At 52.2% G+C, this 14,934-nt stretch carries 12 protein-coding genes and 1 pseudogene; 4 read left to right on the forward strand and 9 right to left on the reverse strand.

All coding sequences use genetic code 11. The features are described from left to right. Nucleotides 1–43: 43 nt before the first annotated feature. Nucleotides 44–904, forward strand: a complete 861-nt coding sequence (locus AB1I67_RS00415) for a hypothetical protein (protein WP_367027847.1) — start codon at nucleotides 44–46, stop codon at nucleotides 902–904. Nucleotides 905–913: 9 nt separating this feature from the next. Here the strand turns inward: AB1I67_RS00415 and AB1I67_RS00420 are convergent, their stop codons facing one another. The 6 genes from AB1I67_RS00420 to AB1I67_RS00445 all read right to left on the reverse strand — a co-directional run bounded on the left by AB1I67_RS00420 (nucleotide 914) and on the right by AB1I67_RS00445 (nucleotide 7,925). Next, complete coding sequence (locus AB1I67_RS00420) at nucleotides 914–2,416, reverse strand: tripartite tricarboxylate transporter permease (protein ID WP_367027848.1); 1,503 nt, start codon at nucleotides 2,414–2,416, stop codon at nucleotides 914–916. Between the two features lie 13 nt (nucleotides 2,417–2,429). Then, the gene (locus tag AB1I67_RS00425) at nucleotides 2,430–2,927 is read right to left on the reverse strand and encodes a tripartite tricarboxylate transporter TctB family protein (RefSeq protein WP_367027849.1); all 498 of its coding nucleotides are present in this window, start codon (nucleotides 2,925–2,927) and stop codon (nucleotides 2,430–2,432) included. Nucleotides 2,928–3,258: 331 nt separating this feature from the next. Beyond that, complete coding sequence (locus tag AB1I67_RS00430; protein ID WP_367027850.1) at nucleotides 3,259–4,302, reverse strand: tripartite tricarboxylate transporter substrate binding protein; 1,044 nt, start codon at nucleotides 4,300–4,302, stop codon at nucleotides 3,259–3,261. A 113-nt stretch (nucleotides 4,303–4,415) separates the two neighbouring features. Beyond that, a complete protein-coding gene (locus tag AB1I67_RS00435; RefSeq protein WP_367027851.1) occupies nucleotides 4,416–5,918 on the reverse strand; it encodes a tripartite tricarboxylate transporter permease in 1,503 nt (500 codons plus the stop codon). 17 nt (nucleotides 5,919–5,935) lie between these two features. Continuing rightward, nucleotides 5,936–6,433 (reverse strand): tripartite tricarboxylate transporter TctB family protein, encoded by a 498-nt coding sequence (locus tag AB1I67_RS00440; RefSeq protein WP_367027852.1) that lies wholly within the window; start codon nucleotides 6,431–6,433, stop codon nucleotides 5,936–5,938. Nucleotides 6,434–6,578: 145 nt separating this feature from the next. Further along, on the reverse strand, nucleotides 6,579–7,925 hold the full coding sequence (locus AB1I67_RS00445; protein WP_367027853.1) for an enolase C-terminal domain-like protein: 1,347 nt from the start codon (nucleotides 7,923–7,925) through the stop codon (nucleotides 6,579–6,581). Between the two features lie 352 nt (nucleotides 7,926–8,277). On the opposite strand from AB1I67_RS00445, the gene AB1I67_RS00450 reads away from it, so the two are divergent. The 3 genes from AB1I67_RS00450 (at nucleotide 8,278) to AB1I67_RS00460 (ending at nucleotide 11,609) form a co-directional block, all read left to right on the forward strand. Further along, nucleotides 8,278–9,231 (forward strand): LysR family transcriptional regulator, encoded by a 954-nt coding sequence (locus AB1I67_RS00450; RefSeq protein WP_367027854.1) that lies wholly within the window; start codon nucleotides 8,278–8,280, stop codon nucleotides 9,229–9,231. Nucleotides 9,232–9,303: 72 nt separating this feature from the next. Further along, entirely contained in the window at nucleotides 9,304–10,206 is a 903-nt protein-coding gene (locus AB1I67_RS00455; RefSeq protein ID WP_367027855.1) for a LysR family transcriptional regulator, read from the forward strand. A gap of 158 nt (nucleotides 10,207–10,364) precedes the next feature. Next, nucleotides 10,365–11,609 carry an MATE family efflux transporter gene (locus AB1I67_RS00460; RefSeq protein ID WP_367027856.1) on the forward strand — a complete coding sequence of 415 codons (1,245 nt, stop codon included), beginning with the start codon at nucleotides 10,365–10,367 and terminating at the stop codon, nucleotides 11,607–11,609. On the opposite strand, the gene AB1I67_RS00465 is transcribed toward AB1I67_RS00460, so the two are convergent. From AB1I67_RS00465 to AB1I67_RS00475, 3 genes and pseudogenes are all read right to left on the reverse strand, one after another. Next, nucleotides 11,593–12,909, reverse strand: coding sequence for a lactate racemase domain-containing protein (locus AB1I67_RS00465; RefSeq protein ID WP_367027857.1), 1,317 nt, complete (start codon nucleotides 12,907–12,909; stop codon nucleotides 11,593–11,595). The two genes, AB1I67_RS00460 and AB1I67_RS00465, sit on opposite strands and share 17 nt — an antisense overlap. A gap of 26 nt (nucleotides 12,910–12,935) precedes the next feature. Further along, nucleotides 12,936–14,429, reverse strand: a pseudogene (locus AB1I67_RS00470) (tripartite tricarboxylate transporter permease). 13 nt (nucleotides 14,430–14,442) lie between these two features. Further along, nucleotides 14,443–14,910, reverse strand: coding sequence for a tripartite tricarboxylate transporter TctB family protein (locus AB1I67_RS00475; protein WP_367027858.1), 468 nt, complete (start codon nucleotides 14,908–14,910; stop codon nucleotides 14,443–14,445). Nucleotides 14,911–14,934: the final 24 nt, after the last annotated feature.

Raw genomic sequence — 14,934 nt, forward strand, 5'->3', positions numbered from 1 at the left:
GTGACACTTCTCGACAAATTATTTTTAAAAGGATGGTCATTTCATGAACGAAAAACTTGCCGCACTGAGCAAATTAAAAAAGCAGCTTCAGATCTTTAGTATCTTCTTTGTGGTCTGCGGAGTCGTTATCATTTTCCTGCTGTCTGCAAAACCTGTCACTGGTTTTATGTTGACCCTGGCGCTGATCGCTGTCTATCTGCTGCTATTCCGGCAGATGACCAAGGCTTATCGTCAGGCTGTGAAGCAGGCCATGCTGGAGGAGGGGCTGCGGCCTTTTCTGAAAAATATCTCTTATGAGAGGAAGGATGGCATCGACGGCAGCCTGATCCTGGGTGCGGGACTCCTCCCTAATGAGACTCCTAAAAACCTGTTGATCCGCGATACGGTCCAGGGTGACTATCAGGCTATGCCCGTGTTCCTCACCGACGTGACTACCAACTTCAAGTCTTTTAAAAGTCAGGCGAACGGGTCTGAAAAGGCCATGGTGGATTTTATGTCCGGCTGCTATTTTGACATCCGGCTCCGGGGGGATGGCGGGGACTTTATCCTCTGGCCGAAGGCACTGCTGCCGGAAAAGAGCAGAGAGCATTATTTTTCCAAGAAAACTGCAGCTCCGGCTCCGGGGCTTTTATCGGATGCTTTTCTGCTCTATTGGGAGCCCGGCAGGGACGCACCGGAGATTTCTGCTGAGGCGGAGAAGGCCATTCACCGCTTAAGCGAATACACCCCCGGCGAGGTGTGCGTCCAGGTTTCCGGAGGACATCTGCGTATCTTTATCCGCAGCCGGTTTTTGTTCACCTACCATATTCCGGGACGGACGGAGATGACCGCCAGGATCCTTTCCACCAATCCCTTTCCGGAGCTGCCCTATCTGCTGCGGGTGGCGGATGCCGTGATGAAATAAGCTTTAAAACTATGCCGCCTTCTTTGCCCGGTGCGCCTTCACCTCTTTATACACCGACCACACCAGCACACCGATCGCCACAAAGAAGAACACGTCGAAGATCGGACGCTTAAAGAATGCACCGAAGGACTTATACTGCATGATCCCGCGCCGCAGATAGGTCTCCAGCATCTCGCCTATCAAAAAACAAAGGACAAACGGCGTGGTGGGCAGGCTGAACTTGTGGTAGATATAGCCTACGACACCGAAGATCAGGATGGACTGCACGTCGAAGATCCGGTTGTTGGTGGCATAAGCGCCCACGCAGCACAGCACCAGGATCAGCGGAAGAAGGATGTGCTTCGGCACCTTTAACACCTGCACAAATCCCTTGATGCAGGTCCATTCCACCACCAGCATGATCAGCGTACAGATCATACAGGCTGCGAAGATCCCGTATACCACGTCCGCGTTCTTCACAAACAGCAGCGGTCCTGCGGACAACCCGTGGATCAGGAAGCCGCCCAACATCATGGCTGTAACGCCGTCACCGGGGATGCCAAGCACCAGGAGCGGGATCATGGCGCCGCCGATGGTTGCATTGTTGGCGGACTCGGTGGCTACCACGCCGTCGGGACAGCCGCGGCCAAACTCCTCCGGGTGCTTCGACATATTCTTGGCAGTCACATAGGCCAGCATCCCGGAGGTGGAACCGCCGATCCCCGGAAGGATACCGATCCCTGTGCCGATCAGGGACGAACGAAGGAAGTTGGGCAGGTGATAGATGAATTCCTGTATGCTGAAGCCAAAGCCTTTTACCCTTTTCACCGGAATGGTCTCCATCTTGCCATGCCCCATGCTCTCCGCGGTACACAGGATATCGGAGATCGCGAAGATACCGATCAGGGTCGGCAGTGTGTCAAATCCTGCCATCAGGTTCGCAGAGCCGAAGGTAAAACGGGCGGTGCCGTCGATAGGCGCCATGCCTACCAGTGTGAACATCAGGCCAAACAGTCCGGCTAAAAGCCCCCGCAGCATATTGCCGGAGGAGAGGATCGCCACCATAGTCAGGGCGAAAAAGCAGATGCCGAAGTTCTCCGCCGGAGTGAATTTCAGTGCGATATCCGCTAAAAGCGGAGCGCAGAACGTCAATATGATAAAAGAAAAGATGGAGCCCAGGGCGGAGAACACGATTCCAAGCCCCAGGGCTTTCATGGCTTCCCCCCGCTTTGCCATGGGATGGCCGTCAAAACAGGTGGCGATCGAAGACGCGGTCCCCGGCATGTTCAGCAGGATCGCGGAGATCAGTCCGCCTGAGATACCGCCGATATAAACAGCCACCAGCGTGTTCATCCCCAGGGACGGGGTCATGCTGAAGGTCAGGGGCAGCATGAGCGCCACCGCCATGGAGGCCGACAGCCCCGGAATCGAACCAAATACAATACCGATCGCAACACCGGCTACCATCAAAAAGATGGAGGTCGGATGCATGATACTAACAAACGCGTTTCCCAAAAGACCCAATGCCTGCATATCTCAATCCCTCCTATAAGTTAATCGTAAAGATCCCTGCCGGAAGCACGATCTTAAATCCATACCGGAACAAAAAGAACACGACCATTGTAAAGATCACATTGATGACCGCCAGCTTTAAGATATCCTTTTTTCCTCTCTCATCGTCCGGAGAAAGCACCAGCATCTGCAGCATCAAAAACGCCAGTGTTGAGATAATGAACCCAACCGGCTGAAGGATAAACACATAGATCAGTACCAGGATAATGCTTAAAAGCACCCTTTTGTAATCACAGTCCGGCAGATCAGACGCATCCAGGGCGGCTACCCTTGTTTTAAATTCCTTCAGGCTTAAAAATGTCAGAAGCGCCGCCAGCACAAGCGTCACACTGCCGATGCACAGCGGCATAAAATCCGGCCCGATATCCATTACCTTTGACTTGGGAAGCATCTTTGCCATCACGATCAGCGCGGATGACAGAATCATGAAAAATACCCCTACTACGATGTCTCCATACTTTTTAAAAAACATCTCCTTCTCTCCTTTTTCCTTGTATATTTGAGAGCTCCCACGCTCTTTTTTTACTATATCCTATAGCCGTTTTGCGTTCAATTAAGGTGGTATAAAGGAGGTGTAATTATCTGTTTATTTTTCTTAACACGCACTTTTATTTGTTTATTATGTTATAAAGCGCTTTATTATCAGATAACAATATAAGCACAGCCCTATTTTAATTCAATAGAACTGTGCTTATCTGTTGATTTCACTATTTGATTTTACTGTTTTTTACTGCTTATTTTTACTGCTTTATTCTGCTTTACTCTTCTTTAACTATTTTCCAATCCATTTTACAGAATGCCGCTTACTGAGCCAGCGCGTCTGCGATCCCTTTGATGGTGTTGAAGATCTCTTCGTCGTTCTTAGCGGAATCTGCTGCGCTTAAGTAGTAAGGCATCATATCCACGTTGGCAACTGCCTCTGCAGCGGTCGGGTCTGCAAGAATCTGCTGAACCAGGTTCTCATAGAAAGCGATCACATCGTCAGAAGTATCCTTCGGGAAATAGAAGGAGAAATCGCAGTCCGGATACACCAGGTTAACGCCCTGCTCCTTGAGGGTCGGGATGTCAGCGATCAGGTCATATCTCTCCTCAGAAGGCACGCCCAGGCATGCGAACTGGCCTGCTGCCAGATAGTCTTTACAGTTGATGTAAGCGCCCGGCATCAAGTCAACCTGACCGGACAGCATCGCTGCGATCTTGTCAGAGTTGGAACCCACGTCCACGATATCCAGATCAATACCGGCCTGTTTCTCGAACTCCAGGATCTCATAGTATGTATAAGCGCCAACCTCGGTACAGGCCTTTAACTGGCCCGGAGCCGCTTTCGCTGCCTCGATAAATGCGTTTAAGTCTGCATATTTCTCCGGATTCACATACAACTGCTGTGCCGGGTCCTTTGCAAAGGTCGGTCCCAGCTTGAACGCGGTGTAGTTGTAATCTGTAACGCCGGCGATATTGGCAACGTTTACCAGATTGTGCCCGTACAGGAAGGTATGTCCGTCCGGCGCTGCGGAAAGGACCTGGTTTGCCGCTACGGAACCGGCTGCGCCGTTTGCATTTACAACGATAAAGTCATGGCCTGTAAGCTCTTTTGCGTACTGTGCGAAAACTCGGGCGGAAAGGTCCGTATTGCCGCCTGCTCCTGCCGGAACCACAATGGAAACAGTCGTGCTAGGCTCCCAGGCTGTTGCCGTGGCCTCAGCCGCGCCTGCTGCATCGCCAGCCTCCGCTTTTGCTGCCGTAGTTGCTGCCGCGGTGGTGGCTGCTGCCTTATCAGATCCGCCGCATCCTGCAAGCCCCATTACCATTGCGCCAACCAATACTGTTGCTAACACTCTCTTTTTCATAGATATCTCTCCTTCTCTTTTTCCGGATGCTTCATGCACCCTGTTCTCCCTTATATATAACCTCGCCCAAGCGAGAGCATATATCCTGTTGTTTCCTGTCAATTTAAATTTTGCTACGCCTTTCTTTTAGCAACAAAGGCTTTATATTCTTTCATCACAGACCATACCAGCACACCCACGGCGATAAAGAAGAATACGTCGAATATGGGCCTCTGGAAAAATGCCCCAAAGGATTTGTACTGCATGATGCCGCGTCTTAGATAAGTCTCCAGCATCTCGCCGATCAAAAAGCAGAGCACAAACGGCGTAGTGGGCAGGCTGAACTTGTGGTAGATATAGCCTACGACACCGAAGATCAGAATGGACTGCACATCGAAGATCCGGTTGTTGGTGGCATAAGCGCCTACGCAGCACAGCACCAGGATCAGCGGGAGCAGGATGTGCTTCGGCACCTTCAGTACCTGTACAAAGCCCTTGATACAGGTCCATTCCACCACCAGCATGATCAGCGTGCAGAGGATACATGCAGCGAAGATCCCGTAAACCACGTCCGCATTTTTCACAAACAGCAGGGGGCCTGCGGACAGACCGTGGATCAGGAAGCCTCCCAGCATCATGGCCGTTACGCCGTCGCCGGGGATACCAAGTACTAACAGTGGGATCATAGCGCCGCCGATGGTCGCATTGTTGGCGGACTCCGTAGCTACAATACCGTCCGGGCAGCCTGTCCCGAATTCCTCCGGATGCTTGGACATGTTTTTGGCTGTTACGTAGGACAGCATACCGGAGGTGGACCCGCCGATTCCCGGAAGGATACCGATCCCGGTACCGATCAGAGCGGAACGCAGGAAGTTCGGCAGATGATAGATAAACTCCTGGACGCTAAAACCGAAGCCTTTTACTTTCTTGATCGGAATGGTCTCCAGCTTGCCGTGTCCCATCTGCTCTGCGGTACACAGGATATCGGAGATCGCGAAGATACCGATCAGGGTCGGCAGCGTGTCGAAGCCTGCCATCAGGTTTGCGGAGCCAAAGGTGAAACGGGCGGTTCCGTCGATGGGCGCCATGCCGATAAAGGTAAACATCAGGCCGAAAAGTCCGGCCAGCAGACCGCGGAGCATATTTCCCGAAGACAGGACCGCTACCATGGTCAGAGCGAAAAAGCAGATACCAAAGTTCTCAGCCGGAGTGAACTTAAGCGCAATATCCGCTAAGAGCGGCGCGCAGAAGGTCAGGATCAGGAATGAGAAGATGGAACCCAGCGCCGAGAACACGATGCCCAGTCCCAGGGCCTTCATAGCCTCGCCTTTCTTCGCCATGGGATGTCCGTCAAAACAGGTTGCAATGGAGGAAGCCGTACCCGGCATGTTCAGTAAGATCGCCGAGATCAGTCCTCCGGAGATACCGCCGATATAAACAGCCACCAGCGTATTCATTCCCAGGGACGGGGTCATGCTGAAGGTCAGCGGCAGCATCAGCGCCACAGCCATAGAGGCCGACAGTCCCGGGATGGAGCCAAATACAATACCAATCGCCACACCGGCTATCATCAGAAGGATGGAAGCCGGATTCATGATACCTACAAAAGCGTTGCCTAAAAGTCCTAATGCCTGCATAATCTTTCTCCTCCCCCTTAAATGTTGATGGTAAATATACCGGCCGGCAGCACGATCTTGAATCCGTAACGGAACAAGAAGAATACTACCAGGGTAAATATCACGTCGATCACTGCCAGTTTAATGATATCTTTCTTACCCCGTTCATCATCCGGAGATAATACCAGCATCTGGAGCAGGAGGAACACCAGCGTGCAGACGATAAATCCAACCGGCTGCAGCATAAACACGTAGACCAGTACCAGCAGGATACTTGCCAGGACCCGTTTGTAATCACAGTCCGGTATGGACGCCGCATCGATCTCCTTCACATTCACCTTGAAGTTCTTAATGCTCAAAAACAGCAGGAGCGCCGCCAGAACGAATGTGATCACCCCGATGACCATCGGCATAAAATCAGGCCCGATGTCCATGACCTTTGACTTTGGAAGCATCTGCGCCATAACAATCATGATTGCAGATAACACCATAAAAAATATCCCTACCACGATGTCACCATACTTTTTGAAAAACATGTTTCCATCCCCTTTTCTTATTGAATTTCTGTCTCTTTCCCTGTTGCAGAATTTCAATTATTTTCTCTGCTGCTAATGTATCACAGTTTTTATAAGAAGTAAAATTAATGATATTTAGCTTTCTCTTAATTATTTTAAGCGAATTTTACCGCACCAATGCGGGCTTTTTGGAATCAAACTTCCAGTTCGGAATCAGATACTGCATCGCCATGGCGTCGTCCCGGTCATGATCTGGAAGCCGGTTATAAAGCCGGTTGGCTTCCATCACCCGGTCCATATCGATGGTCACACCCAGCCCCGGTTTTTGGGGAACCTCAAGATATCCGTCTGCGATCTGCGGCGTATCCTTTAGGAGGTTCTGGCCATCCTGCCAGATCCAGTGGGTGTCCAAAGCCGTCGGATTACCGGGCGCCGCCGCTGCCACATGGGCAAAGGCAGTCAGGGTAATGTCAAAATGGTTGTTGGAATGGCTGCCCCAGGTCAGGCCCCAGTCATTTAAGATCTGGGCCATCCTCACGCTGCCGCCAAATCCCCAGAAATGCGGATCAGCCAGCACGATATCCACAGATTTTAAGGCTGCCGCATGGTAAAACTGCCGCCAGTCTGTAGCGATCATGTTGGTAGCCACCGGAAGGTTTACGGCATTCTTAAATTCCGCCATGACCTCACGGCTGCTAAAGCCGGACTCCGGGCCGCAGGGATCTTCTATGTAGGTCAGCACCCCTTCCATGGGCTTGCAGATCTCAATGGCTTCCTTCAGGCTCCAGGCCCCGTTGGGATCGATATTGATCCGTCCTTCCGGAAACTGCTTTTTCAGCGCCCGGACCGCCTCCATCTCCTCCGCGCCTTTTAAGACACCGCCCTTTAACTTGAAATTCTTAAACCCGTACTTTTCGTTCAGCACACAGGCCTGCTCCACAATGCGCTCCGGGGTCAGCATTTCCTGTCTCCGAAGACGGAACCAGGCGTCGCTGCTGCCGCTTTCATCCAAATAGTCAAGAGCTTCTGCCCTTTCCTTATCGCTGACATAAAAAAGATAGCCCAGGGTCTCCACCTTGTCCCGCTGTTTCCCATCGCCCAACAGCTCGCACATGGGGAGATCCAGGTACTGTCCCAGCAGGTCTAAGAGCGCGCACTCAATGGCCCATTCAGCCTTTACCACAAATTTCAGCTTACTGATATCCAGGCTCTGGATCCCTTCCCCATCATCCTCCTCGGCCCGCGTGGACGCCTTGTGGATGCTGTCAAGGATCGCCCGGTATCTGCCCACAGGCTGTCCCACTACCAGGGGGATACAGCTTTTCAGCGCGTCGCAGGTGTAGTCTCCTCCATGGATCTCGCCGATGCCCGTATGTCCCGCGCTGTCTTTTAGGATCACTAAGTTCCTGGTAAAGTACGGGGCGTGGGCTCCGCTCAAAGTCATAAGCATACTGTCATAGCCGGCAACCGGGATGACCTGCATCTCCGTTACGGCCGGGGTTCCTTTTTCCATTTTCCAATCCTCCTGAATCATTTTACTTCACTGTTAAAATCTGATATAATAATGATGTTGGGGTCAAAAAGTCTTTTGACCCCTATGATACCGGATTACTCCGCACTTCGTACTTCCGTAATCCTCAAAAACATTCATAATCCGCTCATTTTTCTACGAAAAATGGCTGCTTATTCATGTTTTTGGCGGGTCCCAAGGTTAGAAGTCCTCTTGCAAGCAAGCTTGCATCGGACTTCTGACCTTTTGCCCCTGGTATCATAATAATAAAAGTTTACCGGTAATTAATCCAATATTTATATCTGATTGGAACAATCACATTTGCTTATAGACAGGTCAAGAGATCAATCCAGAGGTGACGGTTGTGGATGTTAAGTACTTAAATTATGTTCTGGCGATTGCCGGACGGCGTAACATGACAAAGGCGGCGGAGGACTTATTTGTCTCCCAGTCCTCCTTAAGCCAGTACATCTCCAGGCTGGAGCAGGAACTGGGGACCCCGCTGTTTGTCCGCAATAAGAACGAACTGAGCCTGACTCCCGCAGGGGAACTGTATGTGGAAGCTGCAAAAAAGGTCGTAAAGATCCAGAAGGAGCTGTATCAGAATATTGACAGCTTAAACCAGCGCGGGCATATCACAGCCGGCGTCACCTCCAATTTCGGCCTGCGGATGCTCTCGGAGATCATCCCCCAGTTCCGGCAGCAGTACCCGGAAGTCACCATTGAGATCACGGAGACCAATCTTCCGGGACTGAAAAAGCTTTTGATGGAGGAGAGCATTGACCTGGGGATCGCCGCCGAGGTGAACCAGGTGCCGTTTGAGAGCCAGACCCAGGTGCTGCGCAAAGAGGAAGTGTTCTTTGCAATCCCCCGTGTGCATCCTTACGCTCAGAGCCACCCCTCCGGCATCATGACCCTGGAGGACTTAACCGGATATTTTTCCCGGGACAATTTCCTTTTATCAAAAAAAGGATCTTCTTTAAGGCTCCTTAGCGACCAGGTATTTGACTCCTGCGGCTTCTCCCCCAGCGCCTTCTGCGAGACCAACAGCATCTCCGCCACCCGGAATATGATCGCGAAAAATGCGGGCGTGGCCTTTATCGGGGAATCCTGCTCCGTGGACCGGGAACATATCGCATACTACTCCATGTCCCCGGCTCTCTACCGGCTGAACGTGGTCATCTGCCGGAAGGGCTGGGTACAGAACGAGCCTGAAAAGCTGTTTATGAAATTTATTCTGGATTATTTTAAGTTAAATACCGAACAGCCTTATATGGCGGAGAACTACTCGCTGACCAGGCAGCCCTGACAGGCCGCAACCGCTGCATGACGGACGGGCCTCCCTGACGGCAGGTTCACAAGATAAACGCGGAGGTGTTCCATGGATACAAAACAGATTGAATATATCTTAAAGATTGCAGAAGAAAATAACATCACCAAAGCGGCGGAAAAACTGTTTATCACCCAGTCCGCCCTAAACCAGCAGCTTTTAAAGCTTGAAAAGGAACTGGGCACCCCGCTGTTTCACCGTTCCCGCGCCAACTGGGGGCTGACCGAGGCGGGACGCATCTATGTGGAAGGGGCGAAGGCCGCCCTCCAGATCAAGAAGACCACTTACAACCAGATCTACGATGTCGCCAACGCAAAACGGGGCCATCTGTCCATCGGACTGACCCCCGGCAGGGGACTGCGCATGTTCACAGCGATCTATCCGGAGCTGCACCGCAGCTACCCCAACCTGGAGGTGAAGCCAATCGAGATGCGGGTGCGCGCCCAGCAGACGGCGATCGCCAAAGGGGAGATCGATGTGGGATTTATGACGCTCCATGAAAAAGACCGGACCAACGACGTCTATGTCAATCTGGGCACCGAGGAGCTGATGCTGATCATCCCCTCTGGTCATCCGGTGGCCTCCAAAGCGGCCCCTGCCGGGGAACCGTTTGCCACACTTGATATCCGGGAGCTGAAATATGAGCCGTTTGTGCTGATGGACAAGAATTCCACCCTGCGGGCTGTATGTGACACCATATTTGACCGGGCGGGCTTTGCTCCCAACATCCTGTTTGAGACCAACAATACCGGAGGTATCGTGTCCATGGTGGAATCTACCCTCTGCTGCGGCATCATCCCCGGCTACTATGTGCGCACCCCCTCGCCCGGGGTCGCCTGCTTTTCCCTGACCGGCCATCCCACCTGGGATATGGCTGTCAGCTACAGCTACAGCGCATATTTAAGCTCCGGCGCCAAGGAATTCATCCGGTTGGCGAAAGAATACTGGGCGTGAGAATGCATCCGTGCAGCAAAGAAATATCCGGCGCAAAATCCACTCGCCCGGCGAAGAAATATCCGGCATGAGAATGCCGCTTTCAGGAGGTAACAAAAATCAAACAGAAATCAAATTTCAGCGAGTTCGCCCGGTACGCGGCGCTCAACGTCATAGGCATGATCGGCCTGTCCTGCTACATTCTGGCCGACACTTTTTTTATTGCAAAGGGGCTGGGGGCGGACGGGCTTGCGGCACTCAACCTGGCGATCCCGATCTACAGCTTCGTCCACGGAAGCGGCCTGATGTTCGGTATCGGCGGCTCTACCAAATATTCTGTTTTCCGGGGACAGAAGGCGTATAAAAACGCAGATCAGGTGTTTACCAATACCGTATATTTGACCGCAGCTCTGGCTGCGGTATTTGTTGTGGCGGGCCTGTTCCTGCCCGGGACCATCACCGCGCTTCTTGGGGCCAATGCAGAGATTTTTGATATGACAAGGATCTATCTGAAGGTCGTCCTTTTATTCGCCCCGGCTTTTATGATGAACGACGTCCTGATCTGCTTTGTGCGCAATGACGGCAATCCACGACTTGCCATGACCGCGATGCTGGCCGGGAGCATGTCCAACATCCTGTTGGACTACATCTTTATCTTCCCCTTTGGCATGGGCATCTTCGGCGCGGTACTGGCAACCGGGTTCGCCCCGGTCATCAGCATGGGCGTCCTCTCCATCCACCGGATCAAAAAACAGAACTGCTTTCATTATACGAAAGCAGTTCTGTCCAGGTCCTTATCCGTCCAGACCCTCTCCCTGGGTTTTCCTTCCCTGATCACGGAGGTAGCGGGCGGTATTGTCATTATCATATTTAATGTACTGATCATGGGGATCGAGGGAAATATCGGCGTCGCCGCCTACGGTGTGATCGCCAATCTGTCCCTTGTGATCACATCCATCTGTACCGGCATCGCCCAGGGGATGCAGCCGATCACCAGCCGCGCTTACGGGCATGGTGACAAAAAGGGGATGCACCAGGTCCTGAAATATGCGGTATGCACTTTGCTGCTCCTCTCCTGCAGTATCTACCTGGCTGTCTTTCTATTTGCCGGGCCGATCACCGCGGTCTTTAACAGCGAAAATGATATGCAGCTTCAGCAGATCGCCGAGGCGGGACTAAAACTGTATTTTATCTCCATACCCTTCGCCGGGTTCAATATCGTGCTTTCCATGTTCTTCACCTCGGCGGAAAAAGCCATTCCGGCCCAGGTGGTCTCTCTGCTGAGAGGATTCTTCCTGATCATACCCGCCGCCTTTATCCTGGCCGCTCTGGCCGGAACCACCGGGGTATGGCTGGCGGTTCCGGTGACGGAAGGGGTTGTAGCGGCGGTTGGGGGCATCTTGTATCTCAGGAACAGGACTTGACCGGGGTCAGCAGGTTCCCTTTTTCATCGAACGCAAGCTCCTGCGGCTCATCCAGGGCCACAATGCCCGGATATTTCCCGTTCTTCACGTCCTCGTAGTAAGATTCGGACAACATGATCTGATCGATGTGGAGGCTGTTGGCGATGCGGACCACTCTGGCATGGTCCGTGTCAATCTTGTTGCAGGTCCTGATACAGATCTGTATGGCCTCCTTGTCATTTGCCACAACACAGGGGATCCGGGCGGAAGCCAGTACCGTGCTGGTGATGCAGTTGGGGTACATCTTCTCCACGTCCATCTCGTCGAAGATCTTTTTGGTGATGGCGGAGGCCAGCCCGCAGCCAAGTGCATTGCCATGGGAGGCTTCGCTTAAGTTCAAAAAGCAGGTTCTCTGTACCTTAATCCCGCCGGATGCATAGGGGGTCGAGAAGGTTCCCGTGATATTGGGGTCCACGCCGGTCCCGCTGTAATTCTTACCGATCTCATCTACCACCAGCACATCTGTCTCTCCCACGATCAGCTTCGGCATATTGGAAAAAGCGTATTTTAAAAGCTCCGGTTCTCTTTTTAGAATATCCTTTGCCAGGATCGCCTCAATCCTGCATGTCTCGTCGTAAGCATTTTCAATGCAGGGGACCGCAAATAATATCCTGGCTTTTTCAAGGACCACCTTTGCCATGGTCGGGATATTCTGTGCGATCACATCCATGCCGTCGCCGTGGACTAAGGACGCGCCCGCCTGTTTCCCCAGGCCGACCGTCATCATCTTGCAGGGGCCGCTCTCGTAGGGACCGCGGAATGCATTATGGGGTTTTAAGCGGCAGGAAACGATGATACCGTCCGCCTCATATGCATGTTTGTCCAGATAGACCTTCTTTCCACGCTCGGAAACGCCCAGCTCTACTACCTCCATGGAGGATTTGATCGGACAGCCCATGGTCTCGGGCGTGATCTGATAGCTGGCTAAGACCTCCAGCTGCCCCTCCGCCGTCGCGCCGCCGTGGCTTCCCATGGCCGGAACGATAAACGGATGCGCGCCCTTTTCTTTTACAAAATCCACGATGGCTTTGGTAATGATATCCACATTGCGGATCCCGCGGCTTCCTGCGGTGACCGCAATGGTCATACCGGGTTTTATCAGGGAGGAGAACTGCTCCTGCCCCATCTGCTCATAGATCACACCGGGAATCTCATCTGCCGGGATCACATCCCGCGGGAAGTCCTGTCTTGCGTGGAACATTCTGGGTATGGGCGTGTCCGCCAAAAGCCTGGTGACCATGCCTCCTGATGTTACTTTCATAAGTTTATCCTCCCTATCGTTCTGCTTTATGCCGCTGTGCGTTTTGCCAGGGCGCCTTTTATCTGTTTATACGCAGTCCATGCCACCATGAACATGGTGAATACCAGGAATACTGCCGCGATCGGAGATTTGAAAAATGCCCAGAAGCTGTTGTTGGAGTACATCAGCCCACGGATCAGGTTCTCCTCTACTACCGTCCCCAGCACAAATCCAAGGATCATCGGCGCCTGGGGGAATTTGTGTTTCATCATAAAGAAGCCGATCACACCGAAGATCAAGGATGTCCACACATCAAACATGCTGTGGTTTGTTCCATATGTACCCACTATACAGAGCACCAGTACCACCGGCAGAAGAATATACTTCGGCACAGCCAGCACCTTGATGAACAGACGGATTCCGCCGTATTCCACGATCAGCATCAGGATCGTTGCGATCAGAAACGCAGCAAAGATTCCGTATACCAGCTTTCCACTGTTCTTAAACAGCAGCGGACCAGGAGCGATCCCGTGCAGGGTCAATCCTCCCAGGATCATCGCAGTGACCGTATCTCCCGGGATACCCAGGGTCAGAAGCGGGATCAGCGCGCCGCCGATGGACGCATTATTGGACGTCTCCGTAGCGATCACACCGTCAATAATACCGGTACCGAATTTCTCCGGATGTTTGCTCTGCTGCTTTGCCACACTGTACGCCACAATATTGGACGTAGCGCCGCCGATGCCAGGCAGGATGCCAATTCCGATCCCCAGCAGTGCGGAGCGGATAAAGTTTACGAACTGTTCCTTAAATTCTTTCATGGTGATGCCAAAGCCTTTGATCTTACAGCTCATCACCGTGGATTCCTTTGCCTTGATCCCATCGGCTCCCACCTTCAGGATCTCAGCCACCGCAAACAGGCCGATCATGACGGGAAGCTACTGAAACCCATTTTCCAGATCCTGGATGCCAAATGTAAAACGCTCCGCTCCTCCGATGGATGCAATTCCAAACAGAGAAAAGGTGATCCCTGCAATACCGCTCATCAGTCCTTTTAAAAGATTGTCCCCCACCATGGCGCCGATCATGGTCAGCGCAAACAGGCAGATCGCAAAATACTCATAGGGTCCGAACTTGAGCGCGATCTTTGCCAGGGACGGGGCGATGAAGATCAACGCGACGATAGAGAGGATCGTACCTAAAAAAGAATACAGGATCCCAACGCCAAGCGCGCGTCCGCCTTCTCCCCGTTCCGCCATCGGAGCACCGTCAAAGGTAGTCGCAACCGACGACGGCGTTCCCGGTATTTTCAAGAGGATCGCAGAGATCAGGCCGCCTGACGTACCGCCCACATACAGCGCCACCAGCATGGAGATGCCGTTGAGCGGGGACATGGAGAAGGTGAGAGGCAGGCACAGCGCAACGCCCATGGTAGAGGTCAGCCCCGGGATGGAGCCAAAAATAATACCGATCACAACTCCGATCAATATAACACTGACCGTGCTAATATTCAATACTGAAATCAATCCTTCCATTGCCATATCCAATCCCTCCTTATAGTATGCCTGTCGGCAGGATCAATGAAAATACATTGACGAACAATGCATTGACTGCAACAGGAATCACAACCGACAACACAACAAACAGGATATAATTCTTTTTGCTCCTGTACTCTGCCGGAACAAACAAAAGCATCTGAATCATCATGTACACCATGGAAGAAATGACAAAACCTATGGGTTTCAGCATAAATACATAAACGAACAAAAGGACCAGCGTTGCGAAAAAACCTTTGAGATTGATGCCCGCCTCTTTCTCCCCATCATCCTTCATGGTGATGTTGGAAACCAGCAGGAGCGCACTGATCAGCACCCACACAGTACTGCACAGCTTGGGCATGAAATCCCCGCCCTGTCCCATCGCCGCGCCTACTTCAATGCTCTGCGAAGCAAACCACAGGGCAATCCCTGCGATCAGTAAAACCATGCTGAGTATGACCTCTGACAACTTTTTTGTACTCATGTTTCTCTCCTCTCCTAAAAATAA

Origin of the sequence: Clostridium sp. AN503 (genome assembly GCF_040719375.1) — a bacterium.
Classification (GTDB): Bacteria; Bacillota; Clostridia; order Lachnospirales; family Lachnospiraceae; genus Brotaphodocola.

What these genes read in the sequence shown, in the direction of transcription:
- AB1I67_RS00445 (WP_367027853.1), bottom strand. Translation starts at nt 7,925, where the DNA reads ATGGAAAAAGGAACCCCGGCCGTAACGGAGATGCAGGTCATCCCGGTT.
- AB1I67_RS00465 (WP_367027857.1), bottom strand. Translation starts at nt 12,909, where the DNA reads ATGAAAGTAACATCAGGAGGCATGGTCACCAGGCTTTTGGCGGACACG.
- AB1I67_RS00425 (WP_367027849.1), bottom strand. Translation starts at nt 2,927, where the DNA reads ATGTTTTTTAAAAAGTATGGAGACATCGTAGTAGGGGTATTTTTCATG.
- AB1I67_RS00420 (WP_367027848.1), bottom strand. Translation starts at nt 2,416, where the DNA reads ATGCAGGCATTGGGTCTTTTGGGAAACGCGTTTGTTAGTATCATGCAT.
- AB1I67_RS00460 (WP_367027856.1), top strand. Translation starts at nt 10,365, where the DNA reads ATGATCGGCCTGTCCTGCTACATTCTGGCCGACACTTTTTTTATTGCA.
- AB1I67_RS00430 (WP_367027850.1), bottom strand. Translation starts at nt 4,302, where the DNA reads ATGAAAAAGAGAGTGTTAGCAACAGTATTGGTTGGCGCAATGGTAATG.
- AB1I67_RS00475 (WP_367027858.1), bottom strand. Translation starts at nt 14,910, where the DNA reads ATGAGTACAAAAAAGTTGTCAGAGGTCATACTCAGCATGGTTTTACTG.
- AB1I67_RS00435 (WP_367027851.1), bottom strand. Translation starts at nt 5,918, where the DNA reads ATGCAGGCATTAGGACTTTTAGGCAACGCTTTTGTAGGTATCATGAAT.
- AB1I67_RS00455 (WP_367027855.1), top strand. Translation starts at nt 9,304, where the DNA reads ATGGATACAAAACAGATTGAATATATCTTAAAGATTGCAGAAGAAAAT.
- AB1I67_RS00415 (WP_367027847.1), top strand. Translation starts at nt 44, where the DNA reads ATGAACGAAAAACTTGCCGCACTGAGCAAATTAAAAAAGCAGCTTCAG.
- AB1I67_RS00440 (WP_367027852.1), bottom strand. Translation starts at nt 6,433, where the DNA reads ATGTTTTTCAAAAAGTATGGTGACATCGTGGTAGGGATATTTTTTATG.